Annotated in this window: 17 protein-coding genes and 1 pseudogene; 4 read left to right on the top strand and 14 right to left on the bottom strand. The window is 38.0% G+C overall.

All coding sequences use genetic code 11. The features are described from left to right. Positions 1–449 precede the first annotated feature (449 nt). From AAHB12_RS04895 to AAHB12_RS04880, 4 genes and pseudogenes are all read right to left on the bottom strand, one after another. A pseudogene (locus AAHB12_RS04895) lies at positions 450–647 on the bottom strand (NAD(P)H-hydrate dehydratase); the annotation flags it as partial. A 197-nt stretch (positions 648–844) separates the two neighbouring features. Continuing rightward, positions 845–1,171 carry a hypothetical protein gene (locus AAHB12_RS04890; RefSeq protein WP_342044501.1) on the bottom strand — a complete coding sequence of 109 codons (327 nt, stop codon included), beginning with the start codon at positions 1,169–1,171 and terminating at the stop codon, positions 845–847. A 95-nt stretch (positions 1,172–1,266) separates the two neighbouring features. Next, the gene (locus AAHB12_RS04885; RefSeq protein ID WP_342044500.1) at positions 1,267–2,571 is read right to left on the bottom strand and encodes an aminotransferase family protein; all 1,305 of its coding nucleotides are present in this window, start codon (positions 2,569–2,571) and stop codon (positions 1,267–1,269) included. Between the two features lie 405 nt (positions 2,572–2,976). Continuing rightward, positions 2,977–4,389, bottom strand: coding sequence for a sigma-54 interaction domain-containing protein (locus tag AAHB12_RS04880; RefSeq protein WP_342044499.1), 1,413 nt, complete (start codon positions 4,387–4,389; stop codon positions 2,977–2,979). Positions 4,390–4,759: 370 nt separating this feature from the next. Here AAHB12_RS04880 and AAHB12_RS04875 point away from each other — a divergent pair, with 370 nt between their 5' ends. Continuing rightward, positions 4,760–6,484 (top strand): sigma-54 interaction domain-containing protein, encoded by a 1,725-nt coding sequence (locus AAHB12_RS04875; protein ID WP_342044498.1) that lies wholly within the window; start codon positions 4,760–4,762, stop codon positions 6,482–6,484. Positions 6,485–6,699: 215 nt separating this feature from the next. Here AAHB12_RS04875 and AAHB12_RS04870 read toward each other — a convergent pair whose 3' ends face one another. The 6 genes from AAHB12_RS04870 to pruA (AAHB12_RS04845) form a co-directional block, all read right to left on the bottom strand. Then, positions 6,700–7,614, bottom strand: coding sequence for a proline dehydrogenase (locus AAHB12_RS04870; protein ID WP_342044497.1), 915 nt, complete (start codon positions 7,612–7,614; stop codon positions 6,700–6,702). Positions 7,615–7,699: 85 nt separating this feature from the next. Further along, positions 7,700–9,268, bottom strand: a complete 1,569-nt coding sequence (gene pruA / locus AAHB12_RS04865) for an L-glutamate gamma-semialdehyde dehydrogenase (RefSeq protein ID WP_342044496.1) — start codon at positions 9,266–9,268, stop codon at positions 7,700–7,702. A gap of 632 nt (positions 9,269–9,900) precedes the next feature. Then, positions 9,901–10,062: a hypothetical protein gene (locus AAHB12_RS04860; protein ID WP_165350636.1), complete on the bottom strand. Its 162-nt coding sequence runs from the start codon at positions 10,060–10,062 to the stop codon at positions 9,901–9,903. A 36-nt stretch (positions 10,063–10,098) separates the two neighbouring features. Then, on the bottom strand, positions 10,099–11,508 hold the full coding sequence (locus tag AAHB12_RS04855; RefSeq protein WP_342044495.1) for an amino acid permease: 1,410 nt from the start codon (positions 11,506–11,508) through the stop codon (positions 10,099–10,101). Between the two features lie 507 nt (positions 11,509–12,015). After that, on the bottom strand, positions 12,016–13,296 hold the full coding sequence (locus tag AAHB12_RS04850; RefSeq protein ID WP_342044619.1) for a Glu/Leu/Phe/Val family dehydrogenase: 1,281 nt from the start codon (positions 13,294–13,296) through the stop codon (positions 12,016–12,018). 278 nt (positions 13,297–13,574) lie between these two features. Continuing rightward, the gene (gene pruA / locus AAHB12_RS04845; protein ID WP_342044494.1) at positions 13,575–15,143 is read right to left on the bottom strand and encodes an L-glutamate gamma-semialdehyde dehydrogenase; all 1,569 of its coding nucleotides are present in this window, start codon (positions 15,141–15,143) and stop codon (positions 13,575–13,577) included. A gap of 387 nt (positions 15,144–15,530) precedes the next feature. On the opposite strand from pruA (AAHB12_RS04845), the gene AAHB12_RS04840 reads away from it, so the two are divergent. Then, the gene (locus AAHB12_RS04840) at positions 15,531–15,803 is read left to right on the top strand and encodes a PAS domain S-box protein (protein WP_342044493.1); all 273 of its coding nucleotides are present in this window, start codon (positions 15,531–15,533) and stop codon (positions 15,801–15,803) included. Further along, a complete protein-coding gene (locus AAHB12_RS04835) occupies positions 15,772–15,945 on the top strand; it encodes a helix-turn-helix domain-containing protein (protein ID WP_342044492.1) in 174 nt (57 codons plus the stop codon). The genes AAHB12_RS04840 and AAHB12_RS04835 overlap by 32 nt, the downstream gene beginning before the upstream one ends. Positions 15,946–16,009: 64 nt before the next feature. Here AAHB12_RS04835 and AAHB12_RS04830 read toward each other — a convergent pair whose 3' ends face one another. Beyond that, positions 16,010–16,300, bottom strand: a complete 291-nt coding sequence (locus AAHB12_RS04830; protein ID WP_342044491.1) for an IS3 family transposase — start codon at positions 16,298–16,300, stop codon at positions 16,010–16,012. A gap of 152 nt (positions 16,301–16,452) precedes the next feature. Between AAHB12_RS04830 and AAHB12_RS04825 the strand changes: the two genes are divergently transcribed. Further along, on the top strand, positions 16,453–16,584 hold the full coding sequence (locus AAHB12_RS04825; RefSeq protein ID WP_342044490.1) for a hypothetical protein: 132 nt from the start codon (positions 16,453–16,455) through the stop codon (positions 16,582–16,584). A gap of 506 nt (positions 16,585–17,090) precedes the next feature. Here the strand turns inward: AAHB12_RS04825 and AAHB12_RS04820 are convergent. Genes AAHB12_RS04820 through AAHB12_RS04810 form a run of 3 tightly spaced genes read right to left on the bottom strand, consistent with a single transcriptional unit; the run spans position 17,091 to position 19,287 of the window. After that, on the bottom strand, positions 17,091–17,264 hold the full coding sequence (locus AAHB12_RS04820) for a hypothetical protein (protein ID WP_342044489.1): 174 nt from the start codon (positions 17,262–17,264) through the stop codon (positions 17,091–17,093). A 58-nt stretch (positions 17,265–17,322) separates the two neighbouring features. Further along, positions 17,323–18,339 carry an aldo/keto reductase gene (locus AAHB12_RS04815; protein ID WP_342044488.1) on the bottom strand — a complete coding sequence of 339 codons (1,017 nt, stop codon included), beginning with the start codon at positions 18,337–18,339 and terminating at the stop codon, positions 17,323–17,325. Positions 18,340–18,387: 48 nt separating this feature from the next. Continuing rightward, positions 18,388–19,287: an NAD(P)-dependent oxidoreductase gene (locus tag AAHB12_RS04810; RefSeq protein ID WP_342044487.1), complete on the bottom strand. Its 900-nt coding sequence runs from the start codon at positions 19,285–19,287 to the stop codon at positions 18,388–18,390. Positions 19,288–19,366 lie beyond the last annotated feature (79 nt).

Here is a 19,366-nt window from a genome sequence, read left to right as displayed (position 1 = left end):
TAAAGACGGGCTACGCCCAACGTAGACTTTCTCGTTCGGAAAATCTGTAAATACAAAGATGTCCATAAAAGTGTACGTACTCTTTCCCAATATATTAGATGAAGAACATTTGTATCAATTGTCCAATCCCATAGCTTCAATGCTGCTTGTACAAGGACGTTTCGATCTAGTGAATAGGGACTGATTGCTTCCGTACAGAACACGAATGAAATGAGTATCCCGGCCTGTTGATATAGTATCTACAAAGTAGACAAAGAAAAGAAAGAGCTCTTACCTATTGTGGTAAAATCAATCTTTGGTCTACTTTGGAGGTACTATTTTTATGGATATAAAACAACAGGATGTACAACAAATATATTCACATACTATCAAAATTATATATATTCTATACTTATTCAGCCTACATAACATGGAATTACCGGAAGTCAATGCATCTACCTAACTTCCTAAATCTTAGCCGTCGGCAAGCCGGTTAAACGGCTGAATTCTCCTGGATGAGGCGTCAGAATAACAGGATCTGTCCGTTTTTCATACGTTCGTTTGCTTAACGCCCCTGCATCTAAAATCACTGGAATTTCCTCAGCTAGAATCTTGGAAATATACTGCTCTAGTTGTTCATCTGGAGGAAGCCCGGGACCGATGGCAACACCGCTTTTATTTCTACCATTACCATTTCCTTATGCATCAGTACCGTATTGCTCATTATCAGTGCTGTAACAGGACTCATCTATGATCAAGCAAAAAACGGAGTACTGCCGTCATGACTTTCCTTTAAAAATGGCAACAATGTTCCGTCTCGGGCACTTCTTCTCATGTTTGCTATCCATTTCAGCATGTTTACACTCTACGCCATGCATACTGTAAATATTGAACAACTTGTCTCTATCGCCAACACCTTCTTTCTATGCAATGCCGTGATCAGCATCGTTAAAACGAGTTGAGAACGCATTGAATCGATAGAAGCCATTGAAATTAGAAAAACTACAATTCCAAAGATTGTTACATATGTTAAGTAAGGAAACAGCCACATTTTCATTTTTAAAACTTGACGATTTTCCTTTTCCATTTTATTTCGCAATCGGAAGTGGGAAATGGCAATAGTAAGCAGCATTGCTAAAGCAAAAATGATGTAAAAGTAAAGGACAATAGCATAAAAACCAGTAAATTTCATGCCTTCGGTTTCTTCAGGGTGGCAAAGCCTGAAAATGCTTGTAATAAATGAACGACTCTTTGTTTCTATTAAACGCTTTGCACTAGAGATGATGTTTACTCAAAAGCTAGAATAGAATCATGAAGGATATCAATCATTTGGTCTAATTCAGTTTTGCTTATTGTTAATGGAGGCGCAAATACAAGCGTATCTTGACCATCAAACGTAACTGACCTACAAATAAGACCGCGTTTTGCAGCTTCTGAAACAATAAGAGGAGCTATAGGAGTTGAAAATTTTTGCTCTTTTACAATTTCAATGCCCCCCATTAAACCAAGCCCTCTGACCTCACCAACAATTTTCCGATTACTCTGCAGCCATTTAAATCCTTTTAGCATTTCTTGCCCCATTATCTCCGCATTTTCAATCAGATTTTCCCGTTCAATGATTTCAAGGTTTTTCAAAGCAACGGCGCAAGCCATTGGATGACCGCTGTATGTATAACCGTGTAAGAGTGTACCTTCTGAAAATTCAATTAATTCTTGGTGGATTCGTTCCGAGAGCATCACGCCCCCTAACTGAGCATATCCGCTTGTAACCCCTTTAGCAAAACACATCATATCTGGGGCAACACCATAATGTTCAATCCCAAAGTATTTTCCTGTTCTTCCAAACCCAGTAATTACTTCGTCTGTAATAAATAAGATTCCATACTCATCACATATATTTCTAATTTTCTTAAAGTAATCTTTTGGGGCTACATGAACCCCTCCAGCCCCTTGAACTGGTTCTGCAATAAACGCAGCAACCGTCTCTGGGCCCTCCGCTTCAATAACTTCTCGTAGAGACTGAGCAGAGAAATTTTCTACGTAGCAGAAATCCGGAGCTAATGAATTCGTAAAATCCCGGAAAGGCTTCAATCCTGTTGCACTCGTTGCCCCCATCGCTACTCCATGATACGACTTCGTTCTCGAAATAATCTTTTTTCGTCCAGCTTGTCCTTTTAGAATCCAATAATGCCGAGCAAGTTTATAAGCAGTATCATTAGACTCTGATCCTCCTGAAGTGAAAAAGGTAGCACTTAAGTCCCCAGGAGCTATTTGAGAAAGTTTAGATGCCAATCGAATTGCTGGTTCATTGCTAAATGTGGCAAAACAAGAAGTGAAGGCTAATTTCGACATTTGCTCCATTGCGACCTTGCCGATCTCTTCTCTACCATGACCAACATTGACATTCCAAAGAGAAGACATTCCGTCAATCACAGATTTTCCCATCACATCATATAGATGAACTCCTTTTCCTTCAGTAAAAATAAAGGCAGGTCCTTGTTCCTGCTGCTGTTTGATAGGAGACGTAGGATGAAGAAAATGCTTTTTATCCAATTCCGCTAATGTTTGAACCAAATCCAAATCTTTTATCATGATAAACATCCTTTCCTTTTCTAAGATTAAGAAAGCCAGTATTTTGTTCAGTTTTTTATGATATATAAACAAAGTACTGGCTGTTGCAGACCCGCTTCATTTGCTTGACATTATACTCAGGTAAAATGGTCTAATAATAAAGTTAATATGTAAAAACTAGCATGCAATTAACATTGTCCGTTTTTTCGTTCATTTTATTTTCCTAAGTAAGGTAAAGCACGATCATGTATATCTATAAAGAACTTTAGCTTAAAAATTCCTCCTTCTTTCTAAAAGTCTACTCGTTCATATTACTTGCAAATTCTATGCCAACTTTTTTAGCGCAAATCTCCCTTTACATCTATTTAAATGAATTCAAAATTGAATTAAACTAGCAATAATTAATTCAATTTTGAATTCATTGATTCATTTTGAATTAATATTGTACTTTTTCAACCGACGAACGACTGTTGCTTGACTTAATCCAAGAGTTTCAGCCATTTCATATGTTGTTTTACATTGGCGGTAAGCACGTAGCAGCCAACATTTTTCAACCTCTTCCAAAGCATCCTGCAGCGTTAATCCTCGCTCCTCAAAAACTGTTAGTGAAGACCATTCCACTTCAGTATCATTATTCTGCTGATTTTTTTGTATAAAGGGAAGATTGTCATGATAGATTATATTAGTATCCGAAGTAACAACTAACCGTTCGATAAGATTCTCAAGCTCTCTGACATTCCCGGGCCATTCATATTCTAAACATGCATCAATCGCAGCTGAATGAAAAAATTTATTTGTTTGATACTTTCGGTTAAACTTTGATAAAAAATGCTCTATAAGTTGATAAATATCCTCTTTTCTCTTCCGTAAAGAAGGGATATGAATTGGAACTACATTTAACCTATAAAAAAGATCCTCTCGGAACTTTCCTTGCTTCACCATGTATTCTAAGTCTTGATTAGTAGCTGCCACTAACCGGAAGTCTACTTTTTTGCTCCTTCCCCCACCAATTTTGGTTATGCTTTTTTCTTGTAGTACTTTTAAAAGCTTAACTTGTATATCAAGAGGCAGCTCCCCAATTTCATCAAGAAACAGTGTTCCTTTATGCGCCAATTCAATTATTCCTATTTTTCCTTTATGATTTGCTCCTGTAAAAGCACCAGGCTCATATCCAAATAGTTCAGATTCAAACAAGCTTGTTGGTATAGCCCCGCAATTGATTTCAATAAAAGGCTCCTTTTTCCGCTCGCCTCTATTATGTAAAGCACGGGCAAAAACAGTTTTCCCAACTCCGGATTCTCCTAGTAAAACAACCGTTGCATCACTTCTTGCCACTCGATTTACAAGCTCCCAAACCGTCTGCATTGTTTTACACTTTATAACTATGTCCCCAATTTTTGTTTCCTTTCCTCTCAGCTCTTCGATTTCTGATTCATAGCGTCTCATTTTAGACTGAAGCTGTTCATAATCCTCCTTTAACTTTTGTATCTCGGTTAAATTATGAGAAAAGCTAATCACTCTAATAATATTTTTTTGTTTATCAAAAATTGGAATACCCGTAGCCATTATCACCTTCCCTGTTCTCGTCTTTTGCATTACTTGAACTTCCTTTTTCTCCTTTAAAACCCTGGCAGTCACGGATGGAGAAAAAATATTTTCCTTTTCCAGTTCGAAAACCGACCTTCCCACTAAAGTTGATGAAACTTCACCATATATCTCCTCAGAATTTCTAATTGCCCTCAACACGATTCCTTGTCCATCTGTCACAACAATGTTATCATTTGAGGCATTTATGATTCCTTCTAGTTCCAGCTTCAATATTTCTAATTCTTCTGTCATGTTAACCACTTCCCTTTCTGTTGAAATCACCTGAAGGTAATATCATACTCACACTTCAAGCTGATAATAAAGCCGGTTTGGGTGCAATGAATCTTCATTCTCAATAAAAAGGCAATATCCCTTAGCCAATTATACTACCTCTGAATTATACTTTTTGTTTAACTATCCAAAAGTTGAGAAATTTTTCGGTTTACAATATCAAATCGAAAGAGTTCTATCATTTCACACTTGATTACTAAAAATCGGTATATAAATATCAATTTGGACACATTTGTTTAACGTGTTCATTTCACTGCCACTTAACTAGATAATACTATACAGATATGATACATTATAAAAAAGTAGCTACTATATATGGAAGGGATTTACTATGTTGAATACTGAGCAAATCAATCTGGAAACCTCCTTTATTTTAATTGAACCAAACACTCCTTTAGTAGAACTAAAAAACAAGATCCTACAGTACCAATTTGCTGTGATTACAGGGGAAAGACACTATACGATTACAAATAGTGAATATAACTTTATCCTATCAGATGCGGATTCAAAGCCTGTAATTCTTTGGCTTGAAGAAATGCAATGGATTCCTTCTACAGTTCTTACAATGTCAGAAATTCTTGAATTGAGCATAGATTGGAGACGCCCGGTTCTAATAAAACACGAAGAAAAAGAAAATATTATTGGAGTTTTAACTGCCAGCGAGTGGATTCAAAACTTACAGATTGAAAATAAAAAGGTAACTGCCTATTTTCACACATTAGCAGAAACAGTTAACGATGCTGTTACAGCTGTCGATCAAGAAGGGAAAGTAATTTGTTGGAACGCCCCTGCAGAAGGGACTTATGGAATCAAGCGGGAAAATATTCTCGGCCGAAAAATCGGGGAATACTTCCATGTAGAGGATATCGTGTTACATCGTATTTTAAATGAGGGCCGCCCGGTTCGAAAAGCATATCACCGCCCTGATAGTGATACTCACGTTTTAATCAACGCTTCTCCAATTATACAAGACAATATTATTATCGGAGGAATTGCAACAGAGCAGGATATTACTCGAATTGTTCGGCTTAACGAAGAATTGTATTCATCGGTGCCTCAGCTTGTCCACCCAGAAAATCCTTTCTCTTCTATCATTGGAACTGGTACAGAAATTCAACAAGTGTTACAAATTGCACAGAAAACTACTTATGCTGATATCCCCGTCCTCTTAACTGGCGAATCTGGATCTGGGAAAGAGATGCTGGCACAGGCGATCCATTACAGCAGTTCGAGAAAGAATGAGCCTTTTTTATCCGTGAACTGTATCTCTGTCCCTCCAGGGCTGTTAGAAGCAGAATTATTTGGATATCAGAGAAAAGCTTTTACGGATGAGGAACAAGTGGGACAGTCTGGTAAGTTGGAACAAGCAGGTCAGGGAACTCTGTTCATTACAGACATTGACCAAATGCCATTTGATATTCAAGTAAAACTTTCCAATTATTTGGAACACCAATCCTTTTATCGCATAGGGGGAACAGAATTAGTTACAGCCCATACACGTATTATCGCCTCTGCTTCGCCTGTAATCGACACAATGGTAAAAGAGGGAACTTTTCATAAGGACCTTTATTACCAGTTAGCTGTAATCAAAATCGATATTCCTCCATTGCGTGAACGAATAGAGGATATTGTAGAGTTAATCCAAAAGTTTATGCAGGAATTTACCATAAAGTATAAGAAGCCCCTGCCGAATATTGATCCAACAGTTATGACTGCATTAATAAACTATGATTGGCCAGGAAACGTCCGGGAGCTTCGAAATGTAGTAGAACGCTTTATCTTGCTAAATGATGAGGATGTTATTACACTCAAACACCTTCCAAGAGAGGTGGTTACTTCGAGTCAGTCTATACATGCTGGTCCTATAGCGATCCCTAGCCAAGACACGCCATTATATAAGGAGCGTGTATCTACAAATGAAGAAGCTTCCATGATTGAAGAAGCGTTACGTAAAACATATGGAAATAAAAGTGCAGCAGCCAAGTTGCTTGGTATATCCAGAGCAACACTATACAATAAGATTAAAGAATATAGGCTCGATTCACATAGTGAGTAACAAAAGCTATTATTGGTATATTTGGGATCCAGCATAAAATAAAAGAGTTCGATCCATGTTCGGATTGAACTCTTTTCGTACAGCTAACCTAATTGTAATATACGAACTAACTAATAAGTGGCAGGTAAGCTAAACTTGTCTCTTTGTTTATTCTTCCTAATGATAATCCCCCAATAACTGAAGGCTTTATCTACCGAACTCTGCATCCCCTTCATTTACTTGGAGAAGAATCCTTTAAGAGCAAAGGCTACATTTTGTGGTCTTTCTGCCAAACGGCGCATAAAGTACCCAAACCAATCATTTCCAAAAGGAATGTAAACACGCATTTTGTACCCTTCTTGAACTAAACTTAGTTGTATATCTGTTCTAAATCCATATAACATCTGAAATTCAAATTGGTCACGTGGAATATTATGCTTTTGCACAAATTCTTTTACTCTGGCAATAATATGGTGATCATGTGAAGCAATTGCAGTATAACTTCCGCTCAGCAAATGCTCTTCAATGATTCTCATATAATTCTCATCTACCTCTCCCTTCTCTTGATAAGCAACTTCAGGAGACTCCTTATAAGCTCCTTTAACTAAACGCAGAGAAACTCCTTTTAATTCTTTCACGTCCTGTTCAGCACGGTATAAGTAGGCTTGAATCACAGTTCCTACATTGTCATATGTTTGACGTAATTCTCTCAGGATATCTAATGTAATTTGACAATGTGCGTGATCCTCCATATCGATTCGGACAAAGTTGTTATGTTTTTTGGCTGTCTTAAGAATTTTCCGCATATTTTTAACACAAAAATCACGGTCAATATCCAACCCCAGTTGGGTCATTTTAACAGATAAATTACTATTTACTCCTGCTTTTGCGATGGCTTCTAACGTTTTTACGTTATATTCTGTTGCTTCTATCGCTTCTTCTCTACTTGAAACGAATTCCCCTAAATGATCCAATGTACAAACTAAGCCTTTTTTATTTAGCTCTTGAACTTTTTTAATGGCACTCTCGATAGTATCTCCCGCTACAACTTGAGAAGCCCCAAATCGAAGACCCCATTTTTTTGCAGCCTTATTTAATCCCTTACTTTGAGAAGCATAAAGAAAGACATTTTTTGAAACCTCTGCTAACATGGCTTGTCCCCCTAAACGATATATTCTTAGTTTTTTATATAAAAGTTTTACAGCGGGCAACTTTTTTAAAGTTGCCCGCTTTTTCTTAAAATGCTTCGCTCGTTGTTTTCGCCTGCATGTGCAGAATAAGATAATCAGGTCCTCCTGCCTTCGAATCCGTTCCTGACATGTTAAACCCGCCAAATGGATGATACCCGACGATTGCTCCTGTACAACCGCGATTGAAATAAAGGTTCCCTACATGGAATTCTTCTTTTGCTCGCTCAATATGATCACGATTGTTAGTAAGTAATGCACCTGTCAAGCCATAATCCGTGTTGTTTGCGATTTCCATCATGTGGTCAAAATCACGGGCCTTACAAAAAGCAACAACCGGACCGAAGATTTCCTCCTGCATAAGACGTGCTTTTTCTTTTACATCAGCAATGATAGTTGGTTGGATAAAGAACCCTTTGGAGTCATCACCTTCTCCGCCCGTCATCAACTTGCCTTCTTCCTTACCAATTTCAATATATTTCATGATTTTATCGTAAGAAGCCTGACTGATAACAGGGCCCATATAGGTATTTGCATCTTCTGGATTACCAACCGTTAAAGTTTTTGTTAACGCCACTGCTTTTTCGAGCACTTCGTCATATACATCCTGGTGTACCACTGCACGAGAACCAGCCGAACACTTTTGTCCGGAGAAACCAAAAGCAGAGTAAACAATTGAAGAGGCCGCTAAATCCAAATCCGCGTCTTTATCTACGACTACTGTATCTTTACCACCCATTTCAGCAATCACACGCTTTAACCAAATTTGACCCGGGTGCACTTTTGCTGCACGTTCATAAATACGACAGCCGACTTCACGGGAGCCTGTAAAGGAGATGAAGCGGGTTTTCGGATGATCAACAAGATAATCACCTATTTCTGCGCCTTCTCCCGGAATATAGTTGAGTACCCCATGAGGAAGACCTGCTTCCTCCATGACTTCCACAAACTTGGCTGCTACTACCGGCGTATTGTCAGATGGTTTAAGAAGGACAGTGTTCCCCGCTACTATAGCTGCCGTCACCGTTCCGGCCATAATTGCTAATGGGAAGTTAAACGGTGAGATGATGACACCCACACCCAGTGGTATGTACGTAAACTTGTTACTTTCTCCTTCACGGCTTTGTACAGGGACTCCGTCCTTTAATTGCATCATCTGGCGGGCATAGAATTCAAGAAAGTCAATGGCTTCTGCTGTATCTGCATCGGCTTCATTCCAAGGTTTTCCAGCCTCTTTGACAAGGTAGCCCGAGAATTCATGTTTACGACGGCGAAGAATAGCTGCTGCTCGAAATAAGATGTTTGCCCGCTCTTCCGGATCTTGCTTTTTCCACGTTTCAAATGCAGAAAGTGCAGCTTGCATCGCTTTTTCAGCCCATTCTTTATTAGCTTTGGAAACTATACCAATAACTTCCTTCTTATTACTCGGGTTAATCGATATAGTTTGTTCACTCGTTTTAATATGTTCTCCTCCGATGACAAGCGGGTACTCTTGACCTAATTTTGACTGGACTAACATTAAAGCTTCTTCAAATGCATGTTTATTTTCTTCTAGTGTAAAGTTGGTAAACGGTTCATGTTTGTATGGTTTAATTGTGTTCTTGTATTCTGTAATCATGCGGCTCTCTCCCTTATGTAAAATAATAGTTTTTTGTTTCCCGTTATATTTTTATAACTAATAAAGACCTAGCTAAAAAATCGATTTTAGTATTTCTTCTTAAACTACTAAAAATAATCAGTAATGATTCTAAAATAAACAAGTGTCTATCACTTACCACATTGTGCTAGTCCTTACTTTATTTTTAATACTGCTTTAGTGAAAATATTGTACTGCCACAATATCGCCTCCTTTAAAATTATTACATAATTTTAAATATGTTAAATTTTCTGATTCCTTATAAATCTATTATAAACATTCTTTACACTTTTGTATATTATTTTTTAAAAAATGTTTAATTTTATATTATTTAAACAAAATCGTTTATTCAAAAAACAAATTATAAACAATTTTGTTCATACAATAAAACTCTATACAATTTACTATTTTTCTAAACATTCATATTAAACTTCCTAACATAAATATTGTTCAAATACATTAAAGAACTGTATCCTATAGACTTGCATCCATGCCAGGTGCACACAAAAAACCCTCGAATACTATTACATTCGAGGGTTTTTTAAAACAGCGTGCTAGATATTTTACTATTTTTAAGCATTTTATCTTTCCAGGAAACAAATATGGTATGACTTTTAAACAGCAGCTATAGCTAAACAAGGATCATTAAAACAAACAACTTCCGTAAGAATTTTGCAACCTTGGAGTTTTTCAAAAACTTCTCTCGCTTCTTCTTCTGTGTCAAATTCAAACATGGTAGTGTGGTTTCCTTTTGAGTAGACAGTGATTATCCACATAAAAACATCTCCTGTGAAAAGATAAATTTTAGCCCTTTACTTTGCTTTGTACTGAAGAGGCATTTGCTTCTTTTTCTCCGATAATAAATCTGTTGATCGTTTGTTCTTAGTGACAAAGTAGGTAACCAAAACGAATACAACGATAAGTAGGGTTAAAAAGAATTGTGAACGCATTGAATCAATAAATGGCATCGCTACAAAGACACTGACGATCGCAATGATTGTGGCATATGTCAAGTAAGGAAATAACCACATTCTTATTTTCAGTGCTTCAGGATTTTCTTTTTCATATTTTCTCCTCATACGGAGTTGGGAGAAGGCAATCACCAGATAAACAAGAAGCGCTACTCCTCCGGAAGCATTAACCAAAAAGAGAAATATCTTATCCGGGGATAGGTAATTGAATATCACGCTAATATACGAAATCACAGTGCATCCCAGGATAGCATAAAGCGGCACTCCCTTCTTGTTGACCTTAAAAAACATACGGGGAGCATCACCATTTTGTGCCATAGCAAACAACATACGGGAACTCGTGTAAAGACCGGAATTCAAGCAAGAAAGGACGGCTGTTAGAACAATAAAATTCATGATTTGGGCCGCAGCTGGTATGTTCACAAGTTCAAGTACGGAAACAAAAGGATTTTTCAGTAGAGTATGAGAATCCCATGGAAGAATAGTAACTAACACTAAAATGGAACCTAGATAGAAAACTAAGATTCGATAAATAACACTGTTTGTCGCAACAGTAATGGCTTTTTCAGGATGTGATGTTTCTCCTGCTGCAGTTGCTACAATTTCACTCCCCATAAACGAGAACATAACGAGAGTGATTCCCAACAATATAGAATTGATTCCGTTTGGAAAAAATCCTCCTCTATGTATAAGATTAGAAATCCCAGGTGATTCTGTACCAGGTACGAAGCCGAATATAATGGCCCCTCCCAGAATTAAAAATAAAACAATGCTTACTACTTTAATAAGGGAGAACCAATACTCGAACTCACCAAACGATTTAACAGAATACACGTTAGTCAAAGTTAATAAGAAGGTAAGGACAAGACTAGCCGACCAAGAAGGCAAGGAAGGAAACCAGTACTGGATAATGTTCGCTCCTGCGATTGCTTCAACGGCAATGACAATAACCCAGAAAAACCAATATAGCCAGCCGATTGTGTATCCAGCCCACGGACCTAGTGCTTCCCGAGCATACGTGGCAAAAGAACCACTAGATGGGTTGATCATTGACATTTCCCCCAGCATGCGCATGACCAAAACCACAAGTAGTCCTGCCAGCGCATAGGAGAAGATAGAAGCCGGTCCTGCCATATTTATTAAGGATCCACTCCCTACAAATAATCCAGCACCAATGATTCCTCCCAGAGAAATCATGGTAATATGGCGAACTTTTAACTCTTTCTTTAATTCCGTTTGGTGATGATTCATATCCTGTCCCTCCTCTATTATAGAAAACATAATATCAAACAATAACCAAAGCTGCTTCATTTGCTTAGCATAGGAAAAAAGACAATGAAAACCCTTTCATTTTTTTAAGTAACACATCCGAAAGCTATCGAAATTCCTCCTTTGTCTAATCCGCTTATTAGATAAATCGCTGATAAACTCAATTGAAACACGGAATAGAAGATTTAATGTCCCTTAAATTTTGCAAGTTTGAAATCTTTTGAATATATATTGCAAACAAATTGTATAAAAATTTGTTCAATTTTGTCAATACAATGTATTAATTTGTACACCTTTGTTAGCCCTTGGTTCTATTCCATATCCAGCCAATGAAACAACTCCCACTTACCTGCTCCCACGGCGTGAAATGGAAGTTTCCTGCTTCGCGGACTTCTTTTTACTGGAAACGAATTTCCTTACATGATTGAGTTTACAAATCCCAGGCTATATCCTCACATTTTCTGATTAAAAAATTTAGTCTTAGTAGAATTATATCCACCCTCTATACTTAGAAGCTTCTACCATTTTCTTCAATCCAACAATGTACGCCGCTAACCTCATATCAGCTGCTTGAGTAATTGCTGTTTGATGCACTTGTAAAAAAGACGCAGTTAAGATGGCTTTCAGTTTGTTGTCTACTTCTTCTTCTGTCCAGTAATAGCCTTGGTTATTTTGCACCCACTCAAAATAAGAAACAATGACACCACCGGAGTTTGCCAGCACATCCGGAACGATTAATACGCCTCTTTCAGTCAAGATTTCGGTGGCTTTTAATGTTGTAGGCCCATTAGCTGCCTCTACTATAATCTGCGCCTGAATGTCTGCCGCATTTTCTTCTGTAATTTGGTTTTCGAGTGCTGCAGGCACTAAAATATCACATGGTTGTATTAATAGCTCTTGATTGGTAATTCTACTTGAAAACAACCTTGTAACAGTTCCAAATGAATCTCGCTTATCTAATAAGTAATCAATATCTAGACCATCCGGGTCATATAACGCGCCATACGCATCTGAAATCCCAACAACTTTCGCTCCCTCATCATGAAGGAACTTCGCGAGAAAACTGCCCGCATTTCCAAATCCTTGGATAATTACTTTTGATCCCCTTATTTCCAATCCTTTCACTTTTGCAGCTTCTTTCATCGTTATAATCACACCTTTAGCAGTAGAAGATTCCCTTCCAACAGAGCCTCCTAACACTAGTGGTTTTCCTGTGATAAATCCAGGGGAATCAAATTCACGGATCCGGCTATACTCATCCATCATCCATGCCATAATTTGTGAATTCGTGAATACATCAGGAGCTGGAATATCCTTCGTCGGTCCAACAATTTGACTGACAGCACGAACGTAGCCGCGACTTAACCGCTCTAATTCCCGGAGCGACATCTCTCTCGGATCACACTGAATACCTCCCTTTCCTCCTCCATAAGGAAGACCGGTAATCCCGCATTTAATACTCATCCACATAGAAAGAGCTTTTACTTCCTCCTCTGTTACAGCTGGATGGAAACGAATCCCTCCTTTTGTTGGTCCAATTGCATCATTATGCTGCGCACGGTATCCTGTAAATACTTTAACAGAGCCATCATCCATTCTGACAGGGATCCGAACAGTCAACAATCTAAGAGGTTCCTTTAATAGCTCATATACCTCCTGTTCATACCCCATATTTTTAAGGGCTGTACGAATCACTTGTTGCGTATTTTCTAAAATATTCAACTGTTCCTTCTTTTTCTGATTTTCTTCTCTTACTTTATATTGTGTCATGCTCATTATAGATCCCACTCTATTTATCCCCCACATAATTTAGTTTTGTAGAACTTACACGATACTACTTTTTATACCTTTGAATGACTTAATAGGTGCTATGCACCTTTACTCATTAAACAAATAACTTATATTTCTCAAAGTTTCTTTCCGTATTACTGCAGGGCTTTGGTATTCAAAGACTACCGACATAGATTGTAAGTAAACTCATTATAAATCTTGGTATCATTTCATAACTTTTATAGAAAGCCCTCATTTAAAGAGGGCTTTTCATCTTATTATATCTTTCGAGACGTTAGCTTCGCTTGAGTGAATAATAGTAAGTAATCATATCCACCTGCTTTGGAATCTGTTCCAGACATGTTAAAACCGCCAAATGGATGCGCTCCAACTAATGCTCCTGTACATTTTTTATTAATATAAAGGTTTCCGCAATGCATGTTTTCTAAAGTGTAGGCAATTCGTTCTTCATTTTGTGAGAAGTAAGCACCAGTTAAGCCATAGTCCGTATCATTATAAGCCTCAATAGCTGTTTTCCAATTTGCTACTTTAGCTATTGCAAGAACAGGGCCGAATATCTCTTCTTGCATAATGCGAGCTTTTGGATCAACATCTACAAAAACAGTAGGCTCAATATAGAAGCCATTACCTTCCGCTCGGGATCCGCCCACCAGCAGTTTTCCTTCTTTCTTGCCGATTTCAATGTATTTTAAAATTTTATCTAGTGATTTTTGATCAATAACCGGGCCGATTGAAGCATTATTCTCAGGTAGTCCTACCTGTAGCTTCTTCGTTAATTCTATTACCTTTGCCACCACTTCATCGTAAACAGATGCGACTATGATCGCTCTAGAACCAGCCGAGCACTTTTGTCCTTGGAAGCCGAAGGCAGACGCGACTATTGCTGCTGCAGCTGCATCTAAATTCGCTGTCTCATCAACCACAACGCCGTCTTTTCCGCCCATTTCAGCAATGACACGCTTTAACCAGATTTGGTCCGGTTGAACTTTTGACGCACGCTCATAAATTCGGCATCCAACTTCACGAGAGCCTGTAAATGAGATAAAGCGGGTTTTTGGATGTTCAACAAGGTATTCGCCGATTTCTGCCCCGTTTCCAGGAATAAAGTTCAGCACCCCTGCTGGAAGGCCTACTTCTTCCATTAATTGAACAAACTTTGCTGCAATGACTGGTGTAGAGTCTGCCGGCTTTAAGATTACTGTATTTCCTGAAACAATCGCTGCCACTGTTGTTCCAGCCATAATTGCTAATGGAAAGTTAAACGGTGAGATGATAATCCCTACTCCAAGGGGAATATATGTAATTTGATTATTTTCCCCTTCAATTTTAGTCAGAGGATGGTGAATGTTAGTTTCACTCAAACGTATCATCTCTCGAGCATAAAATTCCATAAAATCAATAGCTTCAGCTGTATCAGCATCTGCCTCAGCCCAATTCTTCCCTGTTTCATATACAAGTAATGCAGAGAATTCATGTTTACGCTGACGCATTACATCAGCTGCTCTAAATAAGTACCCTGCACGTTCCGCCGGAGAAACGTTCTTCCAAGTTTCAAATGTTCTTAACGCTTCCTGCATAGCTTGTTCCGCTAACGGCTGGGTCGCTTTGCTCACATAACCGACCACCTCATTTACATTCCCTGGGTTAATGGAAGTAATTTGCTCCTCCGTAAGTATCTGTTTACTGCCAATATATAGCGGGTACTGTTGACCAAGCTCTTTTTTCACTGCTGCGAGAGCTGTTTGCATGGCTTGTTTGTTTGTGTCGATTGTAAAATCAGTGAAAGGTTCATTAACAAATGGGGATACTTGATTAATAGTTATCATATTCATATAACTCCTTTATATAAAATTATTTTTTTAATAGATTCTTCATTACAAACCAAACATTTGCTGATTGATTCTTTCCTAAATTTTGAAACATATTTCTCATTAAAACCTCCATACACAATAAACCTCCTTTGTCCTATATTTCCGAAAATTTAAATAAGGTATAATTTTCAGATTTATTTGTAAAATAATTATACAATCATGTTTACAAAAGTGTCAATATTGTAAAAATAATCGTTTAAATTAAACAATTATGTGAATCTGTTTAATCAAATTATAATACACACTATTTTTTTGTACATTTTTTCGTTATATTTTCTAACAAACAAATCATTTTATAGTTAAAAACTAGATTACAAAGAACAAAAGTGTCTAATTTTTGTTATGACTAGATTAGACGAGTGGATTCAAAACTTGCAGATTAAAAATAAAAAGATAACTGCCTATTTTCACACATTAGCAGAAACAGTTAATGATGCCGTGACAGCTGGAGATCAAGAAGGGAAAGTAATTTGTTGGAATACTACTGCCGAAGGGACTTATGGAATCAAGCGAGAAAATATTCTCGGCCGAAAGATTGGAGAATATTTTCACGTGGAGGATATCGTGTTACAGCGTATTTTAAATGAGGGCTGCCCAGGACGAGACATTGCATAAAGAACATGTGTCTATAAATGAAGAAGCTTTCATGATTGAGGAAGCGTTACGTAAAACATATAGAAATAAGAGTGCAGCGGCCAAGCTGCTCGGTATATCCACGGCAACCCTGTACATTGAACTACCCCCACCTACTCGCTAACGCTCCTTGATCTTACCCCTGTCAAGTAGACACAGAAAAAAAGCCCTATGCTCAATTACACTGTTTAAGCAGCCTGACGATGGTACTCAACCGGAGTCAGGTTATTTAGCTTTGCCTGAAACTGTTCTGTATTGTAAAATCGGATATATTTTTGAACAGCACAAATAACCTCCCGTTTTGTACAAAAATAACGGAGGTGAAACAGTTCTGACTTGAATTGTCCAAAGAAGCTCTCAACACAAGCGTTATCTAAGCATTTTCCTTTTCTGGATATGCTCGGTGTAATGTTGATGGAGAAAGTGGGGATACGAGCGAAAAATGTACCGAAATCCTTGATCGCTATGTAGAAGAACACCCTGCTATTCCTATTCATATGTTGTATAAATGTCTGGTTAGGTCTTGGAATGTTTTAAAAAATAACATTTACTTCTGCATTCAGTTGAACCCTACCTACCAGACCCGTTAGTTTCCAAAAACTAGCGTGGCCTCGAAAAGGGGGATATATGCTTGCATTCCATCGTATCGGCAGTTTTAGCTGTAATTCTGTTTGTTTTTGCACCAACAAACGACGATGAACCCGCTGTGCTACCTGAAAAAATCCAAGTAGTTACAGTACGCGTAGCAAAAGAGGAAGAATAAGAAGTTTCCTTATTAGGGAGCTTCTTATTCTTTATGCTAACTTGATTAAATCCCCCCTTATTTTCGATCCAATGTTACTTATTCAACTTTTCAACATCTGTTTGCTTAATAGGTAAAAAGCAACCTGGAAAATCGGAATTTTGACCATAAGAAAAATCCATGTGGCACAAGAACTTGCCACATGGACTGCTCCATTTCTATAGTTGCTGCATATGAAATAACGATAAATTTTCCGCATAGATACGAAATCAATACAGAGTCCATACATACAAAATCTATAGAAATTTTGTTGCTGGAATAATAAATATCCACATTACATAACACACAACTGTATATCACCCAAGATTCCTGACGTTCCCCAAGCACAAGATTCAGCATATAAAAATACCACCGCTTGTCCATAGTTTTGCAAAAAATAAAGGATATTCCAAACTCTTCTCTCATATTTATATTTTGCTGCTCTGATTCCACAATTGGGCTATTATGAGCCGTAACATATTACTCCCTTATACAGAAACGATATCAATTTCCTCAATATCCATATCTTCCTCAATTTCTATTCCAAGAGTATTTACATCTTCCACATACCAGCGTTTTTTAATCCATGAGGTCATCTTATTGCGTCTATCCAAGTACTCTTTGTATATCCAATCATTGTACCTTGAAACCTCTCGTTCCATTACGCCTATACTACCGTATGTATCAAAAAAGTTATACTCATAATTTCCCCTAGCAAAATTATTCTCTGCCCCTATTCCGCTGGTTTATAGCATCTTGATCATATGGATAGCTTACATATAAATTGCTTGCGCTGTTCAAACGAGCAATTTGTTCAGAAGTTAATGACCAGCCTGCTGAACCCAGATTTGCTTCAAGCTGTTCCATTGTACGAGCTCCAATAATCGGAGCTGTAACACCTGGTTGATTTAAAAGCCAATTCAATGCAACTTGAGCTGGTGTTTTTTGTGATTCCTCCGCAACCGCGTACAATGTATCTAGCACATTCCATGTGTTGTCATTATTATAATTTTTCCAGGATTCACCCCATCCTTCTTTTTCTGCAATAGCAACACGTGTATTATCGGGAGGTGTTAGCATATCTCGTGTGTATTTTCCGCTTAGCCATCCTCCGCGTAATGGACTCCATGGGATGACTCCTAACCCTTCATTAATGCAAACATCTATTAATTCCCACTCCGTTGCTCGACAAAGAAGGTTATATTGCGGTTGAAGACATATAAATGATTCCCAGCTGTTTTGGCGGCTAATATCAATGGCCTTTTGTAACTGCCAACCTTTAAAATTACTTGCACCAATATAGCGGACAAGTCCCTCCCGAACTAAATCATTGAGCGTACTTAATGTTTCCTCCAAAGATGTTCGCGGGTCCCAAGCATGAACTTGATAAAGATCGATATAATCTGTACCAAGACGTCGCAGACTTTCCTTTACAGCGGAAAGGATATGTTTTCTGCTTAATCCGAGATCATTTGGCCCCTCACCCATAGCAAACCGTACTTTTGTTGCAACAACAAGATCGTCCCTTTGTTTATCCCGCAACCATTTTCCGACAATTTCCTCAGAAATGCCTCGTGAATAGACATCTGCTGTATCAATAAAGTTTCCGCCTTCATCAACGAAGTGGTCTAAAATTTTAAAGCTGTCTTGTTCACTTGTTTCGCGCCCTAAAGTCATTGTCCCTAAACAAAGTTCACTCACTCTTAAACCTGTTTTTCCTAAATAGCGAAACTCCATTAGTTTCACTCCTTAATTTATATTGTTTTTTCTTTAGTTAACTTGACTTTAAAATTGATTTTTCTTTTTAATCTCAATTCCTGCCCATTCTTCATAGCACTTTATAACAGCACTCATATCTTCAGCGCCATATCCTTTCACTCTTGCCATTTGAAGTATTTCTTTTACAATAGCAAGGACAGGAGTTGGAATTTCCAACTCTTTTGCAACTTCTGAAGCTAACCCGAGATCCTTATAAATAAGGTCTGTCATAAAATTCGGCTCAAAATTACGGTTTAAAATTTTTGGCGCTTTATTATCGATCATTCCGCTTCTTGCCCCTCCACCGTTCACAACCTTCACAAACAGTTCCGGGTCAATTCCTGCTTTCACAGAAATTGTTAGCGCTTCCGAAAGTGATAGAAGATTAATAGCTGCCATTGTATTATTTGCCAGCTTTGCATAAGAGCCTTTTCCGTTTTCGCCCATATAATAAGCTTCTTTTCCCATCGTAAGAAATAAAGACCTACATTTTTCAAAAATTTCTATTTTGCCGCCGGCCATAAATGTTAAAATCCCTTCGATAGCTTGCGGTTCACTTCCTGTCACGGGGGCATCTAACATTTCAACACCCTTCTGCGAAAGGGCATCTGCCACTTTCTTACTTGTGGCAGGAGAAATAGTACTACTATCGACAACAATTAATCCTGGAGAAGCCCCTTCGATAATACCTTCCTCACCAAGAATAACTTCCTCAACAGCACTATCTGCCGTAAGCATTGTGAATACAACCTCACTATGAGCTGTGACATCCTTAGGGGAATTAGCAACTCTAGCCCCTTGTTCTTCGAGAGACTTCATCTTCTGCGTTGTTCGATTATAAACGGTTAGTTCATAACCGTTTTTTAGCAAATGAGTTGCCATTGGAAGACCCATAGTACCTAGACCGATAAAACCAATTTTGTTCATAAACATGCCCCCTTATAAGTTGTATAACATTACAGGTTCGCCATTTGGACTTCCACATACTTTCTCCAGGAATGAACTG

Source organism: Bacillus sp. OTU530, assembly GCF_038440375.1.
Note: the sequence above shows the minus strand (reverse complement) of the source record. Positions and strands in the feature narration are given on the sequence as shown.

Excerpts from the sequence above, each read along its gene's own strand:
- AAHB12_RS04890 (WP_342044501.1), bottom strand. The coding sequence starts at position 1,171 with ATGAAATTTACTGGTTTTTATGCTATTGTCCTTTACTTTTACATCATT.
- AAHB12_RS04885 (WP_342044500.1), bottom strand. The coding sequence starts at position 2,571 with ATGATAAAAGATTTGGATTTGGTTCAAACATTAGCGGAATTGGATAAA.
- AAHB12_RS04880 (WP_342044499.1), bottom strand. The coding sequence starts at position 4,389 with ATGACAGAAGAATTAGAAATATTGAAGCTGGAACTAGAAGGAATCATA.
- AAHB12_RS04875 (WP_342044498.1), top strand. The coding sequence starts at position 4,760 with ATGTTGAATACTGAGCAAATCAATCTGGAAACCTCCTTTATTTTAATT.
- AAHB12_RS04870 (WP_342044497.1), bottom strand. The coding sequence starts at position 7,614 with ATGTTAGCAGAGGTTTCAAAAAATGTCTTTCTTTATGCTTCTCAAAGT.
- pruA (WP_342044496.1), bottom strand. The coding sequence starts at position 9,268 with ATGATTACAGAATACAAGAACACAATTAAACCATACAAACATGAACCG.
- AAHB12_RS04860 (WP_165350636.1), bottom strand. The coding sequence starts at position 10,062 with ATGTGGATAATCACTGTCTACTCAAAAGGAAACCACACTACCATGTTT.
- AAHB12_RS04855 (WP_342044495.1), bottom strand. The coding sequence starts at position 11,508 with ATGAATCATCACCAAACGGAATTAAAGAAAGAGTTAAAAGTTCGCCAT.
- AAHB12_RS04850 (WP_342044619.1), bottom strand. The coding sequence starts at position 13,296 with ATGACACAATATAAAGTAAGAGAAGAAAATCAGAAAAAGAAGGAACAG.
- pruA (WP_342044494.1), bottom strand. The coding sequence starts at position 15,143 with ATGATAACTATTAATCAAGTATCCCCATTTGTTAATGAACCTTTCACT.
- AAHB12_RS04840 (WP_342044493.1), top strand. The coding sequence starts at position 15,531 with ATGACTAGATTAGACGAGTGGATTCAAAACTTGCAGATTAAAAATAAA.
- AAHB12_RS04835 (WP_342044492.1), top strand. The coding sequence starts at position 15,772 with ATGAGGGCTGCCCAGGACGAGACATTGCATAAAGAACATGTGTCTATA.
- AAHB12_RS04820 (WP_342044489.1), bottom strand. The coding sequence starts at position 17,264 with ATGGAACGAGAGGTTTCAAGGTACAATGATTGGATATACAAAGAGTAC.
- AAHB12_RS04815 (WP_342044488.1), bottom strand. The coding sequence starts at position 18,339 with ATGGAGTTTCGCTATTTAGGAAAAACAGGTTTAAGAGTGAGTGAACTT.
- AAHB12_RS04810 (WP_342044487.1), bottom strand. The coding sequence starts at position 19,287 with ATGAACAAAATTGGTTTTATCGGTCTAGGTACTATGGGTCTTCCAATG.